The 15,209-nt window shown below is 71.1% G+C and carries 18 protein-coding genes; 9 read left to right on the forward strand and 9 right to left on the reverse strand.

The features are described from left to right. Positions 1 to 29: 29 nt before the first annotated feature. Both GA0070562_RS04240 and GA0070562_RS04245 read left to right on the forward strand, forming a co-directional pair. A complete protein-coding gene (locus GA0070562_RS04240) occupies positions 30 to 377 on the forward strand; it encodes a hypothetical protein (RefSeq protein WP_091415062.1) in 348 nt (115 codons plus the stop codon). A 55-nt stretch (positions 378 to 432) separates the two neighbouring features. Next, positions 433 to 975 carry a hypothetical protein gene (locus tag GA0070562_RS04245; protein WP_139135425.1) on the forward strand — a complete coding sequence of 181 codons (543 nt, stop codon included), beginning with the start codon at positions 433 to 435 and terminating at the stop codon, positions 973 to 975. A 121-nt stretch (positions 976 to 1,096) separates the two neighbouring features. Here the strand turns inward: GA0070562_RS04245 and GA0070562_RS04250 are convergent, their stop codons facing one another. Then, a complete protein-coding gene (locus tag GA0070562_RS04250) occupies positions 1,097 to 1,855 on the reverse strand; it encodes an AfsR/SARP family transcriptional regulator (protein WP_175438607.1) in 759 nt (252 codons plus the stop codon). A gap of 584 nt (positions 1,856 to 2,439) precedes the next feature. On the opposite strand from GA0070562_RS04250, the gene GA0070562_RS04255 reads away from it, so the two are divergent. Then, positions 2,440 to 2,904: a hypothetical protein gene (locus tag GA0070562_RS04255; protein ID WP_175438642.1), complete on the forward strand. Its 465-nt coding sequence runs from the start codon at positions 2,440 to 2,442 to the stop codon at positions 2,902 to 2,904. 152 nt (positions 2,905 to 3,056) lie between these two features. Here GA0070562_RS04255 and GA0070562_RS04260 read toward each other — a convergent pair whose 3' ends face one another. Beyond that, entirely contained in the window at positions 3,057 to 3,755 is a 699-nt protein-coding gene (locus GA0070562_RS04260) for an HAD family hydrolase (RefSeq protein WP_091415075.1), read from the reverse strand. A gap of 106 nt (positions 3,756 to 3,861) precedes the next feature. Here GA0070562_RS04260 and GA0070562_RS04265 point away from each other — a divergent pair, with 106 nt between their 5' ends. Continuing rightward, positions 3,862 to 4,818, forward strand: coding sequence for a DMT family transporter (locus GA0070562_RS04265; protein WP_091415078.1), 957 nt, complete (start codon positions 3,862 to 3,864; stop codon positions 4,816 to 4,818). Positions 4,819 to 4,937: 119 nt separating this feature from the next. Further along, on the forward strand, positions 4,938 to 7,073 hold the full coding sequence (locus tag GA0070562_RS30860) for an APC family permease (RefSeq protein ID WP_276526472.1): 2,136 nt from the start codon (positions 4,938 to 4,940) through the stop codon (positions 7,071 to 7,073). A 3-nt stretch (positions 7,074 to 7,076) separates the two neighbouring features. Here the strand turns inward: GA0070562_RS30860 and GA0070562_RS30585 are convergent, their stop codons facing one another. From GA0070562_RS30585 to GA0070562_RS04285, 3 genes are all read right to left on the reverse strand, one after another. Next, positions 7,077 to 7,721 carry a hypothetical protein gene (locus GA0070562_RS30585; protein WP_091415084.1) on the reverse strand — a complete coding sequence of 215 codons (645 nt, stop codon included), beginning with the start codon at positions 7,719 to 7,721 and terminating at the stop codon, positions 7,077 to 7,079. Between the two features lie 84 nt (positions 7,722 to 7,805). Then, positions 7,806 to 8,093 carry a hypothetical protein gene (locus GA0070562_RS04280; RefSeq protein ID WP_091415088.1) on the reverse strand — a complete coding sequence of 96 codons (288 nt, stop codon included), beginning with the start codon at positions 8,091 to 8,093 and terminating at the stop codon, positions 7,806 to 7,808. Positions 8,094 to 8,110: 17 nt separating this feature from the next. Then, entirely contained in the window at positions 8,111 to 8,935 is an 825-nt protein-coding gene (locus GA0070562_RS04285; RefSeq protein ID WP_175438608.1) for an SDR family NAD(P)-dependent oxidoreductase, read from the reverse strand. Between the two features lie 124 nt (positions 8,936 to 9,059). On the opposite strand from GA0070562_RS04285, the gene GA0070562_RS04290 reads away from it, so the two are divergent. Then, the gene (locus GA0070562_RS04290; protein ID WP_091415094.1) at positions 9,060 to 10,016 is read left to right on the forward strand and encodes an HpcH/HpaI aldolase/citrate lyase family protein; all 957 of its coding nucleotides are present in this window, start codon (positions 9,060 to 9,062) and stop codon (positions 10,014 to 10,016) included. A gap of 44 nt (positions 10,017 to 10,060) precedes the next feature. Here GA0070562_RS04290 and GA0070562_RS04295 read toward each other — a convergent pair whose 3' ends face one another. After that, entirely contained in the window at positions 10,061 to 10,624 is a 564-nt protein-coding gene (locus GA0070562_RS04295) for a DUF4190 domain-containing protein (protein WP_091415098.1), read from the reverse strand. Positions 10,625 to 10,740: 116 nt separating this feature from the next. Here GA0070562_RS04295 and GA0070562_RS04300 point away from each other — a divergent pair, with 116 nt between their 5' ends. Then, positions 10,741 to 11,631 carry an SDR family NAD(P)-dependent oxidoreductase gene (locus GA0070562_RS04300; protein ID WP_091415102.1) on the forward strand — a complete coding sequence of 297 codons (891 nt, stop codon included), beginning with the start codon at positions 10,741 to 10,743 and terminating at the stop codon, positions 11,629 to 11,631. A 3-nt stretch (positions 11,632 to 11,634) separates the two neighbouring features. Here GA0070562_RS04300 and GA0070562_RS04305 read toward each other — a convergent pair whose 3' ends face one another. Next, positions 11,635 to 12,036: a DUF4190 domain-containing protein gene (locus GA0070562_RS04305; protein ID WP_091415105.1), complete on the reverse strand. Its 402-nt coding sequence runs from the start codon at positions 12,034 to 12,036 to the stop codon at positions 11,635 to 11,637. 172 nt (positions 12,037 to 12,208) lie between these two features. On the opposite strand from GA0070562_RS04305, the gene GA0070562_RS04310 reads away from it, so the two are divergent. Beyond that, the gene (locus GA0070562_RS04310) at positions 12,209 to 13,405 is read left to right on the forward strand and encodes an acyl-CoA dehydrogenase family protein (protein WP_073825580.1); all 1,197 of its coding nucleotides are present in this window, start codon (positions 12,209 to 12,211) and stop codon (positions 13,403 to 13,405) included. Between the two features lie 9 nt (positions 13,406 to 13,414). On the opposite strand, the gene GA0070562_RS04315 is transcribed toward GA0070562_RS04310, so the two are convergent. Continuing rightward, positions 13,415 to 14,068 (reverse strand): hypothetical protein, encoded by a 654-nt coding sequence (locus tag GA0070562_RS04315; protein WP_091415108.1) that lies wholly within the window; start codon positions 14,066 to 14,068, stop codon positions 13,415 to 13,417. A gap of 87 nt (positions 14,069 to 14,155) precedes the next feature. Between GA0070562_RS04315 and GA0070562_RS04320 the strand changes: the two genes are divergently transcribed. Beyond that, on the forward strand, positions 14,156 to 14,812 hold the full coding sequence (locus GA0070562_RS04320) for a TetR/AcrR family transcriptional regulator (protein ID WP_091415112.1): 657 nt from the start codon (positions 14,156 to 14,158) through the stop codon (positions 14,810 to 14,812). Here GA0070562_RS04320 and GA0070562_RS04325 read toward each other — a convergent pair. Continuing rightward, the gene (locus GA0070562_RS04325; RefSeq protein ID WP_091415115.1) at positions 14,769 to 15,176 is read right to left on the reverse strand and encodes a CoA-binding protein; all 408 of its coding nucleotides are present in this window, start codon (positions 15,174 to 15,176) and stop codon (positions 14,769 to 14,771) included. The genes GA0070562_RS04320 and GA0070562_RS04325 overlap by 44 nt on opposite strands. Positions 15,177 to 15,209: the final 33 nt, after the last annotated feature.

Raw genomic sequence — 15,209 nt, forward strand, 5'->3', positions numbered from 1 at the left:
CACCTCCAGGGCGAATGGAAGGGTGAGTTATGGGTAGCGTCAGGAAAATCGTCAAGGGTGCGGGGATTGCGCTAGCGGTGACCGGTTTGGTTGCCGTGACGGCCCCCCAGTCGGCCTCGGCCCATTCCGGCTCCTACTACAAGAGCCGCAGCGGTTGTGTATACACGGGCGGATTCTCTACCTACCACAGCTACGCGTGGACGCGGAAGGACAGCGGCAGTTGCTCCGGCCACGCCTGGCTGAAGGTGCAGTTCGACGACGGCAGCTACTACGAGAACCACGCCCTCCCTGGTGTCAGCATCAGCGACGTCGACTACGGCATGACGCACGCGTGGCACAAGAGTCAGTCCAGCGAGAGCTACGTGCAGTCCCACTGACAACCGCAAGGCGGCTATGGTGGCGCTTAACGATCGGGTTGGCCCCATCTCCGTCATGCTGCTCGTCCTGCTGGCCGGTTGCTCGAACCCGGGCACCGGCCAGCAGGCCGTCGATGACGACGAGATCAGGCCGAGCGTCAGTACTTCCAGCGAAAAGGATCAGGGTTCGCCGCAGATCACCGAACGGGAGTATGAGGCGGCGGTGAGCCAAATGGCAAGCTGTATGGCCAAGTCCGGTGTCGATCTGATCAACGACGGTTGGGACCCCATCGATCACGAGGGGATGATTCTTCGCTACAAGTCGCCGGGTATGTCGGGCGAGGCGAGCAGCAAGGTTTATCACAGGTGCCGAGAGGCCCATCTGGACAATGTGCAGAAGGGCTTCAATGCTACAAACAAATCGCGTATGGCGCCGGATCTGATGGCTGAGGTGCGAACATGCCTTACCGCAAAGGCGATCATGCTCAAGGGCGGCGAGAAGAATCCTGCCGACCTCACGCGATCGGTCCCTGAAGGTCGGTACGAGACTCTACTCGACTGCGTTTACGGCGGTGTGCGGAAGTTGTATCCGCGGTTGGTCGCCGTGTCCTTCCCCTGATTGGCGGCATTAGTCGCTCCATCGCGCGAAGCCTCGTGGCCACACCGCGACTCTTCCGCCCTGGTGCCACGGTTCCTGGCCTTCGCAGCCTGTCTGGATCGTGGCACCAGGGAGGCGCGATTTACTCGGGGGTGTCGAGTCTGTTGCCGAGGATTGCTCGTTCCAGCTCGCGTATACGAAATCCGGGCTCGATCCCTAGATCCTCGCCGAACGTCTTGCTCGCCTCCCGGCACACGTCCAACGCTTCGAGCGGACGACCGAGTTGGTAGAGGGCGCGGGCGAGTTGCTCGTGGAACTTCTCCCGGTAGGGATGCGAGGCGACCAGTGGACGGAGTGTGCCTACCAGGTGTTGGCAGTCACCGAGCGCCAAGTCGATCTCAACCTGGTTCTCCAGCGCTTGGAGCCGAATCTCGGAAAGTCGGAACGCTTCGTCCCTGAATACGCCTTGATCGTGGAACTCCGCGAACGGCGACCCTCGCCACTCGGCCAACGCTTCTCGAATGACTCTGGCCGCCTTCGTCCACTCGGCCGCCTTCATCGCGTTTTGCGCCGAGGTGACCCTGTCGGTGAACCGGTAGATGTCGATCTCGCTACGCGAGGCCGCCAACTTGTAGCCGAGACCGACGCAGGTCAAAACCCGGTCCTTGCCGAGTGCTCGGCGGATGCGGTGGATGTACAGATGGATGTTGTGCGGCGCGGATGCTGGCGGCGTGTCCCCCCACACGGAGTGGATGAGACTGTCCATGGTGACGATTTGAGGCATTTTGTTGAGCAGGAGTGCCAGTATCAACCGTTGTTTGGGCGGCCCGATGTGCACAGGTGCCCCCGCTTGATAAGCCTCTATATGGCCGAGGGCGCGGATGTCGACGGTCCCGTTCACCAGTCGCATGCCAATCGCTAGGGGCAGGATTGCCGCAGGTCTTGTGGGCGCAATTGCGTTTCGCTCACTGTGGGCTCCGGTGGATACGCCATGCGGTAACTCGGCATGACGTGCCAAGGCGCAGGATGCGCTACGACGCGTTCGACGTGTTGCCTCGGCAACGTGGTCACCAAGATGGCAGAAACGCGTATCGCCCGAACGTGCCTGAAAATTAAGGTGATGGGCCGAAACTCACTACAAATCCGAGTCGTGCCGTGCGATCGGCGCGCGAACTCGCAGCAGAGGTTGCAGTCGATACCGCGAGGCTCTTCTCATGGAAAGCGATCTCATGTGTACTACCCCCGTGGAAAAGCTCGTCCTGACTGAACGTGGTTTTCTGTTCAATCGAAGCCGAGCTAATTATCCTCGGTCGGGCTCCCGGTTGGCAAGATGCCCGCCCATCCGAGCGCCAAGCCTCGGTGAACCGCCATACAATCCTCGGTGGAGCAAGAGGCCCTGGGCGCCAGGCCACTCTGCTGCGAGAGGATGGTGGTGTGACGGACGAGGTGGACGCCCTCGTGTCGACGCCGCTGGTCGACGAGGCGATGAAGAAGGCAGCGGTCTGCTGGGTGAGCGTCGGCGACGGCCCGGCGGTGGCGCTGTGGTGCGTACCGCTGGAGGGGTCGCTCTTCGTGGTCAGCGGGCCGGGCGAGCAGTCCGCGCCGGGGCTGACCGACGCCGCCGAGGCCCGGGTGACGCTGCGCGGCGACCACGGCGGGCGGATCGTGACCTGGCCGGCGCGGGTGGTCCGACTGGCCCCGGGCACCGAAGAGTGGGATACCTCTGCCCCGCTGGTGGCCGCCAAGCGACTCAACGCGCCCGGACCGACGGCGGACCTGGTCGCCCGCTGGGCCGCCGACGGCTGCGCGCTGAACCGCCTCCTTCCGGCCGGCACGCCGGACGCCGGCGACGCGCTGCCGGACGCCTCGCTCGCCGAGAAGCCGCGCGGCGCCACCGTCGTCCGGGCAACCCGCAAACCGTTCCGCCTGCACCGGGTCCGCCGCCGCTGACCCGCCGACCCCACCGCCGGCCGGTCCGCCGAGATGCACCGGGAACGCCGCCGGGCCGGTCCGCACCGGGAATGCCGCCGGGCCGGTCCGCCGGGACGCTCGGGAGGGCAGCCGGGTCGGCTCGCCGCGGCGCGCCGGGAGGGCCGGTCGGTTCAGCAGGGCGCCGGCACGGCGTCGACCAGGTCGACCACTTCGCTGAGCGACCCGACGACCGGCCCGTCCCAGTCCCGCTCGGCGTCGAAGACCAGGTGATCGGCCAGGTCGGGGGCGGCCAGCCGGACGGCGGTCATCCCGGCCCGCTGCGCGCCGCTGAGTTCCCGGCTGCCACCGTCACCGACGTAGAGGCAGTTCTGCGGGTGGACGTCGAGGCGGTGACAGGCGACCAGGTAGAGCGCCGGGTCGGGCTTGCAGCGACCGAGCTGGACGGAGTAGACCCTCACGTCGAGCAGCGGGGCGACCGCCAGCCGTGGCAGCAACGCCGGCAGTTCGTGGGTGCAGTCGCTGATCACCCCGGTGCGTACGCCCCGCCGACGCAACTCGGCGAGGGCCGGGACCGCCTCCTCGCGCAACCGGGTGTCGGCGCGGACGGCCCGGTGCCGGGCGGCCACCGCCGCGCGCACGGCGGCGTCCGAGGGATGTACGCCAGCCTGCGCGCAGACCCAGCGAAGAGTCGTCTCAGCGGTGCCGTGCCGGCCGCTGGCCCGCTGGTAGAAGGTCCGGTCGAGGACCGCGGTGAGGATGTCCTCCGGGCAGCCGAGCAGCTCGGCGGTCATCCGGTGGGCGGAGCTGCGCCGTACGCCGTGGGTGAGGGTGCCGAAGAAGTCGAACAGCACCGCCTGGAACCTGGGCATGAGGGAACGCCTCCGGACGTCGAGGGGGGATCGCCGGGACGCGCCTGATCGTAGCGGAGTGCTGACTTTCCGTGTCGGTCGGGTGTTCGTGTGAGGATTACCGTTCGTGCCGACCGTTCCGCATCGCCCGCCGCTCGACGCGCTGACGGTGGGCGCGCTCGCCCTGGCCGTCGCCTCGGTCTCGTCCTCGGCGCCGCTCGTGGCGTTCGCCGCCGCGTCGGCGCTGGCGGTGGCGTTCTGGCGTACCGCGTTGTCGGTGGCGGTCCTCGGCCCTGTCGCCCTGATCCGCCGGCGCGCCGAACTCCGCGCGCTCACGGCCGGGCCGGGCCGGCGGGAGGGGCTCTACTGCGTACTCTCCGGGGTCGCCCTGGCCGCCCACTTCGCCACCTGGATGCCGAGCGCGCAGCTCACCTCGGTCGCGGCCGCGACCGCGCTCGGCGCGACGCAGCCGGTGTGGCAGGGGCTGATCGCCCGCGGGCAGGGACGGCGGCTGCCGGGGGCGGTGTGGGCGGGCATCACGGTGGCGGTGCTCGGCGCGGTGCTCGCCACCGGCGCCGACTTCGGCGTCTCCGGCCGGGCGTTCGCCGGTGACCTGCTGGCGGTGGTCGGCGGCCTGTTCGCGGCCGTCTACACCGCCTTCGGCGAGCGGGCCCGGGCCACGATCAGCACCACCACCTACACCACCGTCTGCTACGGCGTCTGCGCGGCGATCCTGCTCGTGGTGTGCCTGGCCGGCGGGGTACGCCTGCACGGCTTCGACGGCGCGACCTGGCTGGCGATCCTCGGCCTGGTGGCGGGCGCCCAACTGCTCGGCCACTCGATGTTCAACTACGCCCTGAACCGGGTCTCCGCGACCACGGTCAGCGTGCTGATCCTGCTGGAGGCGCCGGGCGCGGCGCTGATCGGCTGGGTGTGGCTGGGGCAGTTGCCCCGGCCGCTGGCGCTGCCGGGCCTGGCGCTGCTGCTGGCCGGCGTGGCAGTGGTGGTGCTCGGCGGAGCACGGGCCGGCCGTCGGGCCGCGCCGGTCGCGGCACCGGCCGACCCGACACCGCTCGGCGACTGAACGACGCGGCCCTCGCGCCTGAGCGCGGCCACCGAGCACGAGCGGGCCGCCGCGCCGGTCGGGGCGAAGTCGCGCCGTTCCGGCCACCGGGCCGTCCGGTTTGCACGAAAGTGCTCAGGGTGGGGGCGGACCGGGACGAAGCGGCGGAGGCGGGGACCGTCGTCACGCCCTCGGCCGAGTTCCCGCCGCTCGGCGACGAGGAACGGGCGGCGCTCGGCCGGATCGGTGAGCGCTGGCGCGGCCCGCGCCGCGCCGACGACCTGCCGGTCGACCCGACGCTGGGGCGGCACGACCACCACCCGGCGCCCACCCGATTCGGCCGGCTGGCACCGATCGACATGTTCACAGTGGCGCAGCCGGACGAGCTGGTCGCCACCGGTGCGGCCGACCTGCCCGGCGACCGGGCCGGCCGGGCGGCCACCCGGTTACGCCGGGCCCTGCTCGGACCGCCGCTGTCCAGCGCATCGGTGCTGTACGAGCGGATGCGCAAGCTGGTCGCGCTGCCGGTGCTCTCCTCGGACCTGCTCAGCTCCGTGGCGTACGGGCCGGAGGCGATGCTCGTGGTGCTGGTGCTGGCCGGGAGCGCCGCGCTCGGGCTGGCCCTGCCGCTCGCAGCGGTGCTGGTGGTGCTGATGGTCGCGGTCGGCCTCTCCTACCGGCAGACCATTCCGGCCTATCCGCACGGCGCCGGCTCCTACATCGTCGCGGGGGACAACCTCGGTCGTACGCCGGGACTCGCCGCCGCGGCCGGGCTGATGCTCGACTACGTGCTGACCGTGTCGGTGTCGGTGGCCGCCGGGGTGCACGCGGTCACCTCGGCGCTACCAGGTCTCAGCTCGTGGGCGGTGCCGCTCGGGGTGCTGGTGATCGCCCTGCTGCTCGCCGGCAACCTGCGCGGCGTACGCACCGCCGGGAACATCTTCGTGCTGCCCACGTACGCGTTCGTGGTGGTGCTGGTCGCGGTGCTGGCGGTGGGGTACGCCAAGGCCGCCTCGCGGGGTTTCGCGCCAGTGCCGCCGCCGTCGGTGCCCGCCGCCGAGGGCCTGGGGCTGCTGCTGGTGCTGCGGGCGTTCTCCTCCGGCGCGGTGTCCATGACCGGCATCGAGGCGGTCTCGAACGCGGTGCCCGCGTTCCGGCCGACCGAGTGGCGCAACGCCCGCACCACGCTCGGCTGGATGGTCGCCATGCTGGTCACGCTCTTCGCCGGCCTGGTCGGGCTGATCCACCTCGACGGCCTGGTGCCCCGGGCCGACGAGACGCTGCTGTCCCAGCTGGGCCGGATGACGTTCCCGAGCGGGCCCTGGTACGCGATCCTCCAGGCCACCACCGCGTTGATCCTGCTGCTGGCCGCGAACACGGCGTTCAACGACTTCCCCCGGCTGCTGTTCTTCATGGCCCGGGACGGGCACGCGCCGCGCCGGTTCCTGCACATGGGCGACCGGCTGGCGTTCAGCAACGGGCTGGTGGCGCTGGCGCTGACCGCCGCGGTGGTGTTCGTGGCGTTCGGCGGGCACACCGAGCGGCTGATCCCGCTCTATGCGGTCGGCGTGTTCCTCGCCTTCACGCTGTCCCAGACCGGGATGGTGGTGCACTGGCGGCGCCACGGTGGGCCGGGATGGCGCCGCCGGCTCGCGGTCAACGCGGTCGGCGCGACACTCTCCGGGCTGGTGCTGCTGACCGCGGCGGTCGCCAAGTTCACCGAGGGCGCATGGGTGGTGGTGCTCGCCGTGCCGCTGCTGGTGCTGCTGTTCCGCCGGATCCACGGGCACTACGCCCGGCTGCACCACGCGCTGGCGCTGCACCCGCCGCCGTCCGCGCCGCCCGCCGAGTGCGACGAACTGCCCCAGCAGGTACGCCACCTGGTGGTCGTGCCGGTGGCCCGGCTGAACCGGGCGTCGCTGCGCGCGCTGGCGTACGCGACGTCACTCGGGCGGCCGACGCTCGCCGTGCACCTCGCTCCCGAGGAAGCCGAGGCGGACCGGTTCCGGGAACAGTGGCGGGCCTGGGGAGACCACCTGCGACTGGAGACGATCGTGTCGCCGTACCGGTCGGTGATCGGGCCGCTGGCGCACTACCTGGAGGCGCTGCACGCCGCGAGCCCGGACCTGACGCTCACCGTGATCGTGCCGGAGGTGGTGCTGCGCCGGCGGCGGTACCGGCTGCTGCACAGCCGCGCCGAGCAGCGGCTACGGGTCGCGTTGCGCGCGCTGCCCGGCGTGGTGGTCACGAGCGTCCCGGTGCACGTGTCGCGGTGACGCTCAGAGGTATCCGGCGAAGTGGTCCGCGACCAGCGCGGCGACCGCCTCGGCGTCCCGGTCGCGGTCGACCTCGATCACGCGTACCCCGAGCGCCCGGGCGGCGGCGACCGCGTCGGCGGCGACCAGCTCGTCGCGCGCGATCCGATGACGCCACGCCCGCTCCGGGTCACTCACACCGGGGTGGCGGGCCGTCGCCCGCGGCAGCCGTTCCAACTGGTACGCGCGGAACTCCGGCGTCGGCACCAGCACCACCATCTGCCGGGTCGACTCGACGACCGGGGCGACCAGTTCGGGCCTCAGCCCCCAGCCCTCGGCGACCACCCGGCGGCCGCTCACCAGCGCGCTCAGGTCGTCCAGCACCCACTCGAAGCGGCGCGGAAACCCGGTGAGGGTCTCGGCTGCCATCCGCCCGGGGTCCGTCGTCACCCAGGTCGCCTCCGCGTCCGGGCCGTCCGGTGGCTCGCCCCGGCGGATCCGGTCGGCGATCCGCCGGTCGTCGTGCCCGCGCGCGTCGTGGCGGTCGTAGAGGTACGCGGTCAGCCCGTACCGCAGTGCCAACGTGACCGCGAGTGTCGTCTTGCCGGCCCACTGCGCGCCGCCGATCCAGAGCGCCCGGCGGGCGGTGGCCAGGGGATCGAAGTCCATGCCCCGACCCTGCGCCTCACCAGCTCCAAGATCAAGTCTTGTTCTTCGTGACCCTTCGTGATGAAGTGAGGGAAGAGGGACGAGTCAGACGTCGCGTACCTCGAGCACGCGGGTGACGGGCGCGGCGTCGCCCAGCTCGGCGCGCAGCGCGACGCGGTCCGGGTCGACCAGGAACGCGTCGAGCCCGGCGCGGGCGGCGAACCGGATGACGTGCACCTCGGTCTCCCCGTCCCCGGTGCGCAACCGGCGTTCCAACCGGCCGCCGTGCCGGCCGAGCAGCGCCAGCACCGCGTCCTCGTACCGCCGGCCGGCGTCCACGTCGGCGCTCAGGTCGACGAGCGCGACCAGCAGGACTTCTTGCTTCGCGGTCATGTGTCCCCTCGGTGTCGTCAGGCCTCGACGCCGACCGCTTTCGCGCTGGCCGTCCAGAGCCGGGCGGCCAGCGCCGGGTCGGCCGCCTTGGGCCGGGGCCGGTGCGGCTTGCGGTCGGCGTAGTAGCCGCCGTCGGTCAACCGGGACGGATCCTGGCAGGCGAGCCAGACCAGCGTCTCCGCGCCCTTCTCCGGGCTGCGGAACGGCAGCAGCCGCATGCCCAGCGCCACGATCCGGCTCTCGTTGCCGAAGCGGGTACGCACCACGCCGGGGTGGAACACGTGCGCCGGCACCTCCGGCCAGCGCCGGGCCGCCTCGGCGGTGAACAGGATGTTGGCCTGCTTGCTGGTGCCGTACGCGCGGAACGGCCGGTACGAGCGCAGCGCGGAATTGAGGTCGTCCGGGTCGAGCACTCCGCTGCGGTGCGCGTCCGAGCCGGTGACCACCATGCGCCGGATCCGGTCTCGCAGCAGGTTGCTGAGCAGGAACGGGGCGAGGTGGTTGGCCTGCATGCTCAGCTCGAAACCGTCGACCGTGGTGATCGGTTCCAGCACGATCGCGCCCGCGTTGTTGGCGAGCACGTCGATCCGGTCGTACCGCTCGCGCAGCCGTTCGGCGAGCCCGCGTACGTCGTCGAGCACCGCGAAGTCGGCGCGGAACAGCTCCGGCTGTTCGCCGCAGCACTCGCGGACCCGCTCGCCCGCGGCGCGCAGCCGGGCCGGGTCGCGGCCGACGAGCACCACCTGGTCGCCGCGGCGCGCCAGTTCCTCCGCGGCGGCCAGGCCGATGCCGGAGCTCGCCCCGGTCAGCACCACGATCCGACGCTCAGTGAGATCTTCCACAGGTCCATTCACCCCGGTCACGGCACGAGGTTACCGTGGCGTCACCACGCCCTTTGGGATCGTTAAGTTCTCGAAATCCACCGCTGCGCCGGCGCCCGCGCCGGACGCTGGAAGGAGCGCATCCATGACCGCTGTCGGTCGCCCCCGCCGATCCTGCCTGGCGGTACCCGGCTCCAGCGTCAAAATGCTCGGCAAGGCCCAGGGCCTCCCCGCCGACCAGGTCTTCCTCGACCTGGAGGACGCGGTCGCGCCGCTGGCCAAGCCGGACGCGCGCAAGAACATCGTGGCGACGCTGAACGAGGGCGACTGGGCCGGCAAGACCCGGGTGGTCCGGGTGAACGACCTGACCACGCCGTGGACCTACCGGGACGTCATCGAGGTGGTCGAGGGCGCCGGGGCGAACCTGGACTGCATCATGCTGCCGAAGGTGCAGAACGCCGAGCAGGTGCACTGGCTGGACCTGCTGCTCACCCAGATCGAGAAGACGCTCGGCCTGGAGGTGGGCCGGATCGGCATCGAGGCGCAGATCGAGAACGCGGCCGGGCTGGTGAACGTGGACGCCATCGCGGGCGCCTCGCCCCGGGTCGAGACGATCATCTTCGGGCCGGCCGACTTCATGGCCTCGATCAACATGAAGTCGCTCGTGGTCGGCGCGCTGATCCCGGACTACCCGGGCGACCCGTACCACTACATCCTCATGCGCATCCTGATGGCCGCGCGGATGCACGACAAGCAGGCCATCGACGGTCCGTTCCTGCAGATCCGGGACGTGGACGCGTTCCGCGAGGTGGCGAAGCGCTCGGCGGCGCTGGGCTTCGACGGCAAGTGGGTGCTGCACCCCGGCCAGATCGACGCGGCGAACGAGGTCTACTCGCCGGCGCAGGCCGACTACGACCACGCCGAGCTGATCCTCGACGCGTACGACTACTACACCTCGGAGGCGGGCGGGAAGCTCGGCGCGGTGATGCTCGGCGACGAGATGATCGACGAGGCGTCCCGCAAGATGGCGCTGGTGATCGCCGCGAAGGGCCGGGCCGCCGGCATGTCCCGTACCTCCACGTTCACCCCGCCCGCGTCCTGACCGCGCGCCGGGCCGCCCCGAGTTCGTGGGGCGGCCCGCCGGGTTCAGTAGGTCGTGCTGCCGTAGCCGGACGATTCCTGGTTGGCCGCCCAGACAATGAGGATCACGATGGCTGCGGTGGCCAGCACGGCCAGCACGGTGGAGATCCAGCCGACGATGATGCCTGCGGTGGCGAAGCCCTCGCCGCCCTCGCCGCGTTCCCTGATCTGCTTACGGGACACGTGGCCGAGGATCGCGCCCACCACGCCGATGTAGCCGCCGAGGCCGTAACCGCAGAGGCCGAGCGCGCCGATGATCGAAACGATCATCGCGGCGATGGCCAGGCCGTTCTGCTTCGGTCCGGAGGGGTACCCGTATCCGGGATAGCCACCTGGGGGCGGGTACGCACCCGGCTGCGGATAGGCGCCCGGCGGGTAACCGGCCGCCGCGTACGGGTCGGCGGACTTCATGCCGGCGTACGGGTCGGGGGACGCGTACGGGTCCGCCGAGGTGGGCTGGGTCGGGATGGGGTTGCCGGCCATCGGCGTCATCGGGTCGGCCGGCGGGCTCGACTGCTGTCCGGCCGCCAAGGGGTCCTGCCAGCCACCGGACGGTGGGGGATAGGTCATCTGATCATCTCCAGGTACGTGGTCGCGCTCAGGGTAGCCATCCGGCGCGCGACACGGACGCCCCCTTTCCGGCCACCGCGTTGCCCGTGGGGTCGGCACCGGGCAGGATCCTCGGCATGGCACTTGACGCGCGTGGGGGTCGGTCGCGACGGGACATGAGCCGGCCGGGGTCGGTGCGGCGCCCGCGCGGCGGTGAGCCGGTCGGGGCCGCCGACTCCGAACAGCCGGTGCCGCTGCCGGAACCGGCCACCATGCGCCTGGACGGCCGGGTCGCGCTGGTGACCGGCGCGGGCAGCCCCGACGGCATCGGGTACGCGACCGCGCGCCGCCTGTCCGACCTGGGGGCCCGGGTGGCGATCGTGTCCACCACCCGGCGCATCCACGAACGCGCGGGCGAGTTGGGTGTCACCGGTTTCGTCGCCGACCTCACCGACGAGTCGGAGGTGGGCGCGCTCGCCGACGCGGTGGCCGAGCAACTCGGCGACGTCGAGGTGCTGGTGAACAACGCGGGCCTGGCCAGCCGGGCCAGCCCGGAGGTGCTGCGGCCGGTGGCGCAGCTGACGTACGACGAGTGGCGCGGCGAGATCGACCGCAACCTGACCACCGCGTTCCTGTGCAGCCGCGCGTTCATCGGCGGCATGGCCGAGCGGGGCTGGGGCCGGATCGTCAACCTGGCGGCCACCGCCGGGCCGGTCAACGCGCTGCCCACCGAGGCGGCCTACGCGGCGGCCAAGGCCGGTGTGGTCGGCCTGACCCGGGCGCTGGCGATGGAGATGATCGCCGACGGGGTGACCGTGAACGCGGTGGCGCCGGGCATCATCCACACCGCGGCGTCCACCATGGCCGAGATCAAGCAGGGGCTCGGTACGCCGGTCGGGCGCCCCGGCACGCCGGACGAGGTGGCGGCGGCGATCGCGTTCCTCTGCTCGCCGGCCGCGTCGTACATCACCGGGCAGATGCTCGTGGTCGACGGCGGCAACAGCGTCCGGGAGGCGCAGTTCCGCTGACCGTCAGTAGCCGCTGGTGTCGGAGTTGGCCCAGAAGGCCAGCCCGATCCAGCCGCAGCAGACCAGGATGCCGATCACGGTGAAGATGTAGCTGAGGATCAGACCCCAGTTGGCGAGCTGGTCGCCGTCCTCGCCGGTCTGCCGGATCTGCCGCTTCGCCAGGTGGCCGCAGACGATGCCGGCGGGCGCGAAGACGAACGCGAAGACGAGCGACAAGATGGCGAGCACGTTCGTGCCACGGGGTCCCGGCCCCTGGCCGGGCGGCCCGTACTGGCCGTAGGGCGGCTGCGGGGCGTACGGGGGCTGCTGGCCCCACTGCGGGTGCTGCTGGCCGTACTGCGGTTGCCCGTACGGCTGGCCGTGCGACGGCGGCTCGTACGGCGACGGTGGCTGCTCGTCACTCACGGGCGCCCCTTCCCCCAGGTCAACGGCCCTCTCTCTTGCGGACGCTACCCGTAGCGGTGAACCTTTTCACAGCGGTTGTGTGGACTGGTCACCTTGGCGCGGCCGGTCCCGGGACCGATACTGACCGAGCGTTCAGTTACCCATGAGTAAGGCGCCGACCCCGGAGGCTGAGATGGCCCGACTCGCCCAGACACCCGGACTGACCGACGTGCAGCGGTCGATCCTGGAAACCGTCCGGGAGTTCGCCGACAAGGAGATCATCCCGCACGCCCAGCGGCTGGAACACGCCGACGAGTACCCGAGCGACATCCTCGACGGCATGCGCGAGATGGGGCTGTTCGGCCTCACCATCGACGAGGAGTACGGCGGCCTGGGCGAGTCCCTGCTGACCTACGCGCTCGTGGTCGAGGAGCTGTCCCGGGGCTGGATGTCGATCTCCGGCATCGTCAACACCCACTTCATCGTGGCGTACCTGATCTCGCAGCACGGCTCCGCCGACCAGAAGGCCCGGCTGCTGCCCCGGATGGCCACCGGCGAGGTGCGCGGCGCGTTCTCGATGTCGGAGCCCGAGTGCGGCTCGGACGTCTCGGCGATCAAGTCGAAGGCCGTCCGCGACGGCGACAACTACGTCCTCAACGGCCAGAAGATGTGGCTGACCAACGGGGCGTACTCCTCGGTGGTGGCCACCCTGGTCAAGACCGACACCGGGGCCGACTCGGTCTACGGCAACATGAGCACCTTCCTGCTCGAGAAGGAGCCCGGCTTCGGCGAGACCGCGCCCGGCCTGACCATCCCCGGCAAGATCGACAAGATGGGCTACAAGGGCGTCGAGACCACCGAGATGGTGCTCGACGGCGTCACGGTGCCCGCCTCCGCCGTGCTCGGCGGCGAGGAGAAGGTCGGCCGCGGCTTCTACCAGATGATGGACGGCATCGAGGTCGGCCGCGTAAACGTCGCGGCCCGCGCCTGCGGCATCTCGATCCGGGCGTTCGAGCTGGCGGTTGCGTACGCCCAGCAGCGCCACACCTTCGGCCAACCGCTCGCCAAGCACCAGGCCGTCGCGTTCAAGCTCGCCGAGATGGGTACGAAGATCGAGGCCGCGCACGCGCTCATGGTCAACGCGGCCCGGCTCAAGGACGCCGGCCAGCGCAACGACGTCGAGGCGGGCATGGCGAAGCTGCTCGCGTCCGAGTACTGCGCCGAGGTGGTCCAGGAGGCGTTCCGGATCCACGGCGGCTACGGCTACTCCAAGGAGTACGAGATCGAGCGCCTGATGCGCGAGGCCCCGTTCCTGCTGATCGGCGAGGGCACCTCGGAGATCCAGAAGACGATCATCTCGCGCGGCCTGCTCAAGCAGTACAAGCAGTAAGGGCCCGGCTCACCGCTCGGGCCGGCGCGCGGCCTGCTCGGCGGCGGGCAGGTGCCGCCGCGCGTGCTCGACCAGCGCCGTCGGGTCGTCGGCGTACAGCCGGATCTCCCGCACCGGCTCGCTCGGCCCCTTCGGCAGCCGCACCGACAGCGGCTCGCGCAGCACCACGTCGACCGCCGTCTGGCTGCCGACGCCGAGGTTGAGCACCGCCGGGTCGTCCGCGTCGTACTGGACGGCCCGGCTGGACGGCAGCGACCGGCGGCGGAGCGCCACCCGGGCGACCGCGTGCCACGGGATCGTGACGTCGACCGAGACGCCGTTGCGCACTCGCAGGCCGGCCTCGTCGACGACGTGCGGATGGATGCGGAGGCTGGCCAGCAGCCCGATCATCCACAGCACACCCCAGAGGCCGAGCGCGATCGCCGCGTGCCGCACGGTCGGCTGGTCGACCGTGTGCCGCAGGATCACGTCGAGGACCGGGATCTCGACCGTGGACAGGGCGATGAAGGCCAGCAGGATCGGCTGCACGCCGCCGACGTAGGCGTACGTCTCCGCGCCCGGGGCGACCGGATACGGGCGGCGCAGGATCCACCGGGTGAGGCTGCGCCACATGCCCCACTCGTACGCCACCGCACGCCGCGCCAGCCGGATGGCTCGCCTCATCGCGCACCCCCTTTTTCCAATACAACTGCAATGTAAAACGCGTGCCGGCGACATGTCAATGCAGTCGTATTGTGAAACCATGGGGGTATGCCGAAGCGGGTCGACCACCGGGAGCGTCGCGCGCTGATCGCCGACGCGTTGATGCGGGTCGCGGCCGAGCAGGGGCTGGAGGCGGTCAGCCTGCGCCACGTGGCCGCGGCGGCCGAGGTCAGCCCTGGGATGGTGCAGCACTACTTCCGCACCCGGGACGAGATGATGGTCTTCGCGCTCGCCGTGGTGCGCGAGCGCAACGAGGCCCGGATCCGGAGGGCGGTCGAGGCGCTCGGCGCGACGCCGGCACCCCGGGCGCTGCTGCGGGCCATGCTGGCCGAGCTGCTGCCGCTGGACGAGGACCGGCGGGCGGACGGGCGGGTGGCTCTGGCCTTCCTCGCCTACACCGCCGTCCGGCCGGCCGTGGCCGCCGCGCTGTACGACGAGACGGCCGCGCTGCTGACCTTCGTGGCCGGGCAGATCGCCGCCGGCTCACCGCTCGTCGCGGCCGGCCGGGTGGACCCGGAACGAGCCGCGGTCGGGCTGCTCGCCGTGATGGAAGGCCTCGGCATCTACGTGCTCGGCGGTCACTATCCGCCGGAGACCGCGTTGGCCGCGCTCGACGCCCACCTCGACCTGATCTTCGGGCCTGAACCGCCGCCCGGCGCCGTCAGCCGCGACGGGTCAGGCCGGCGGCGGCCCGCTCGACGATGAGGCACCGGTCCTCGACGTAGTCGAGGCCGCCCTCCTCGGCGATCCGGCGCGCCTCGTCCGAGAAGATCCCGAGCTGCAACCACACCGCCGGGGCGCCGATCGCGACCGCCTGCCGGACCACGTCGACCGCGTCGCGGGCCGGGCGGAACACGTCGACCAGGTCGACCGGGTGCGGGATGTCGGCGAGCGTCGGGTACGCCTTCTCGCCGAACAACTCGTCCACAGTCGGGTTGACCGGGATGATCCGCCAGCCGTGCCGCTGCATCTCCAGCGGCACGCGGTGCGCGGCCTTGCCCGGATCACGGGAGGCGCCCACGACGGCGATCACGGCGGAGTCGGCGAGGATCTGCTGAGCGGAACGCATCCCCCGAGACTAGCCCCGCCGGTGCGGGTTCCC

It is taken from the genome of Micromonospora tulbaghiae (assembly GCF_900091605.1).
GTDB classification, from domain to species: Bacteria; Actinomycetota; Actinomycetes; order Mycobacteriales; family Micromonosporaceae; genus Micromonospora; species Micromonospora tulbaghiae.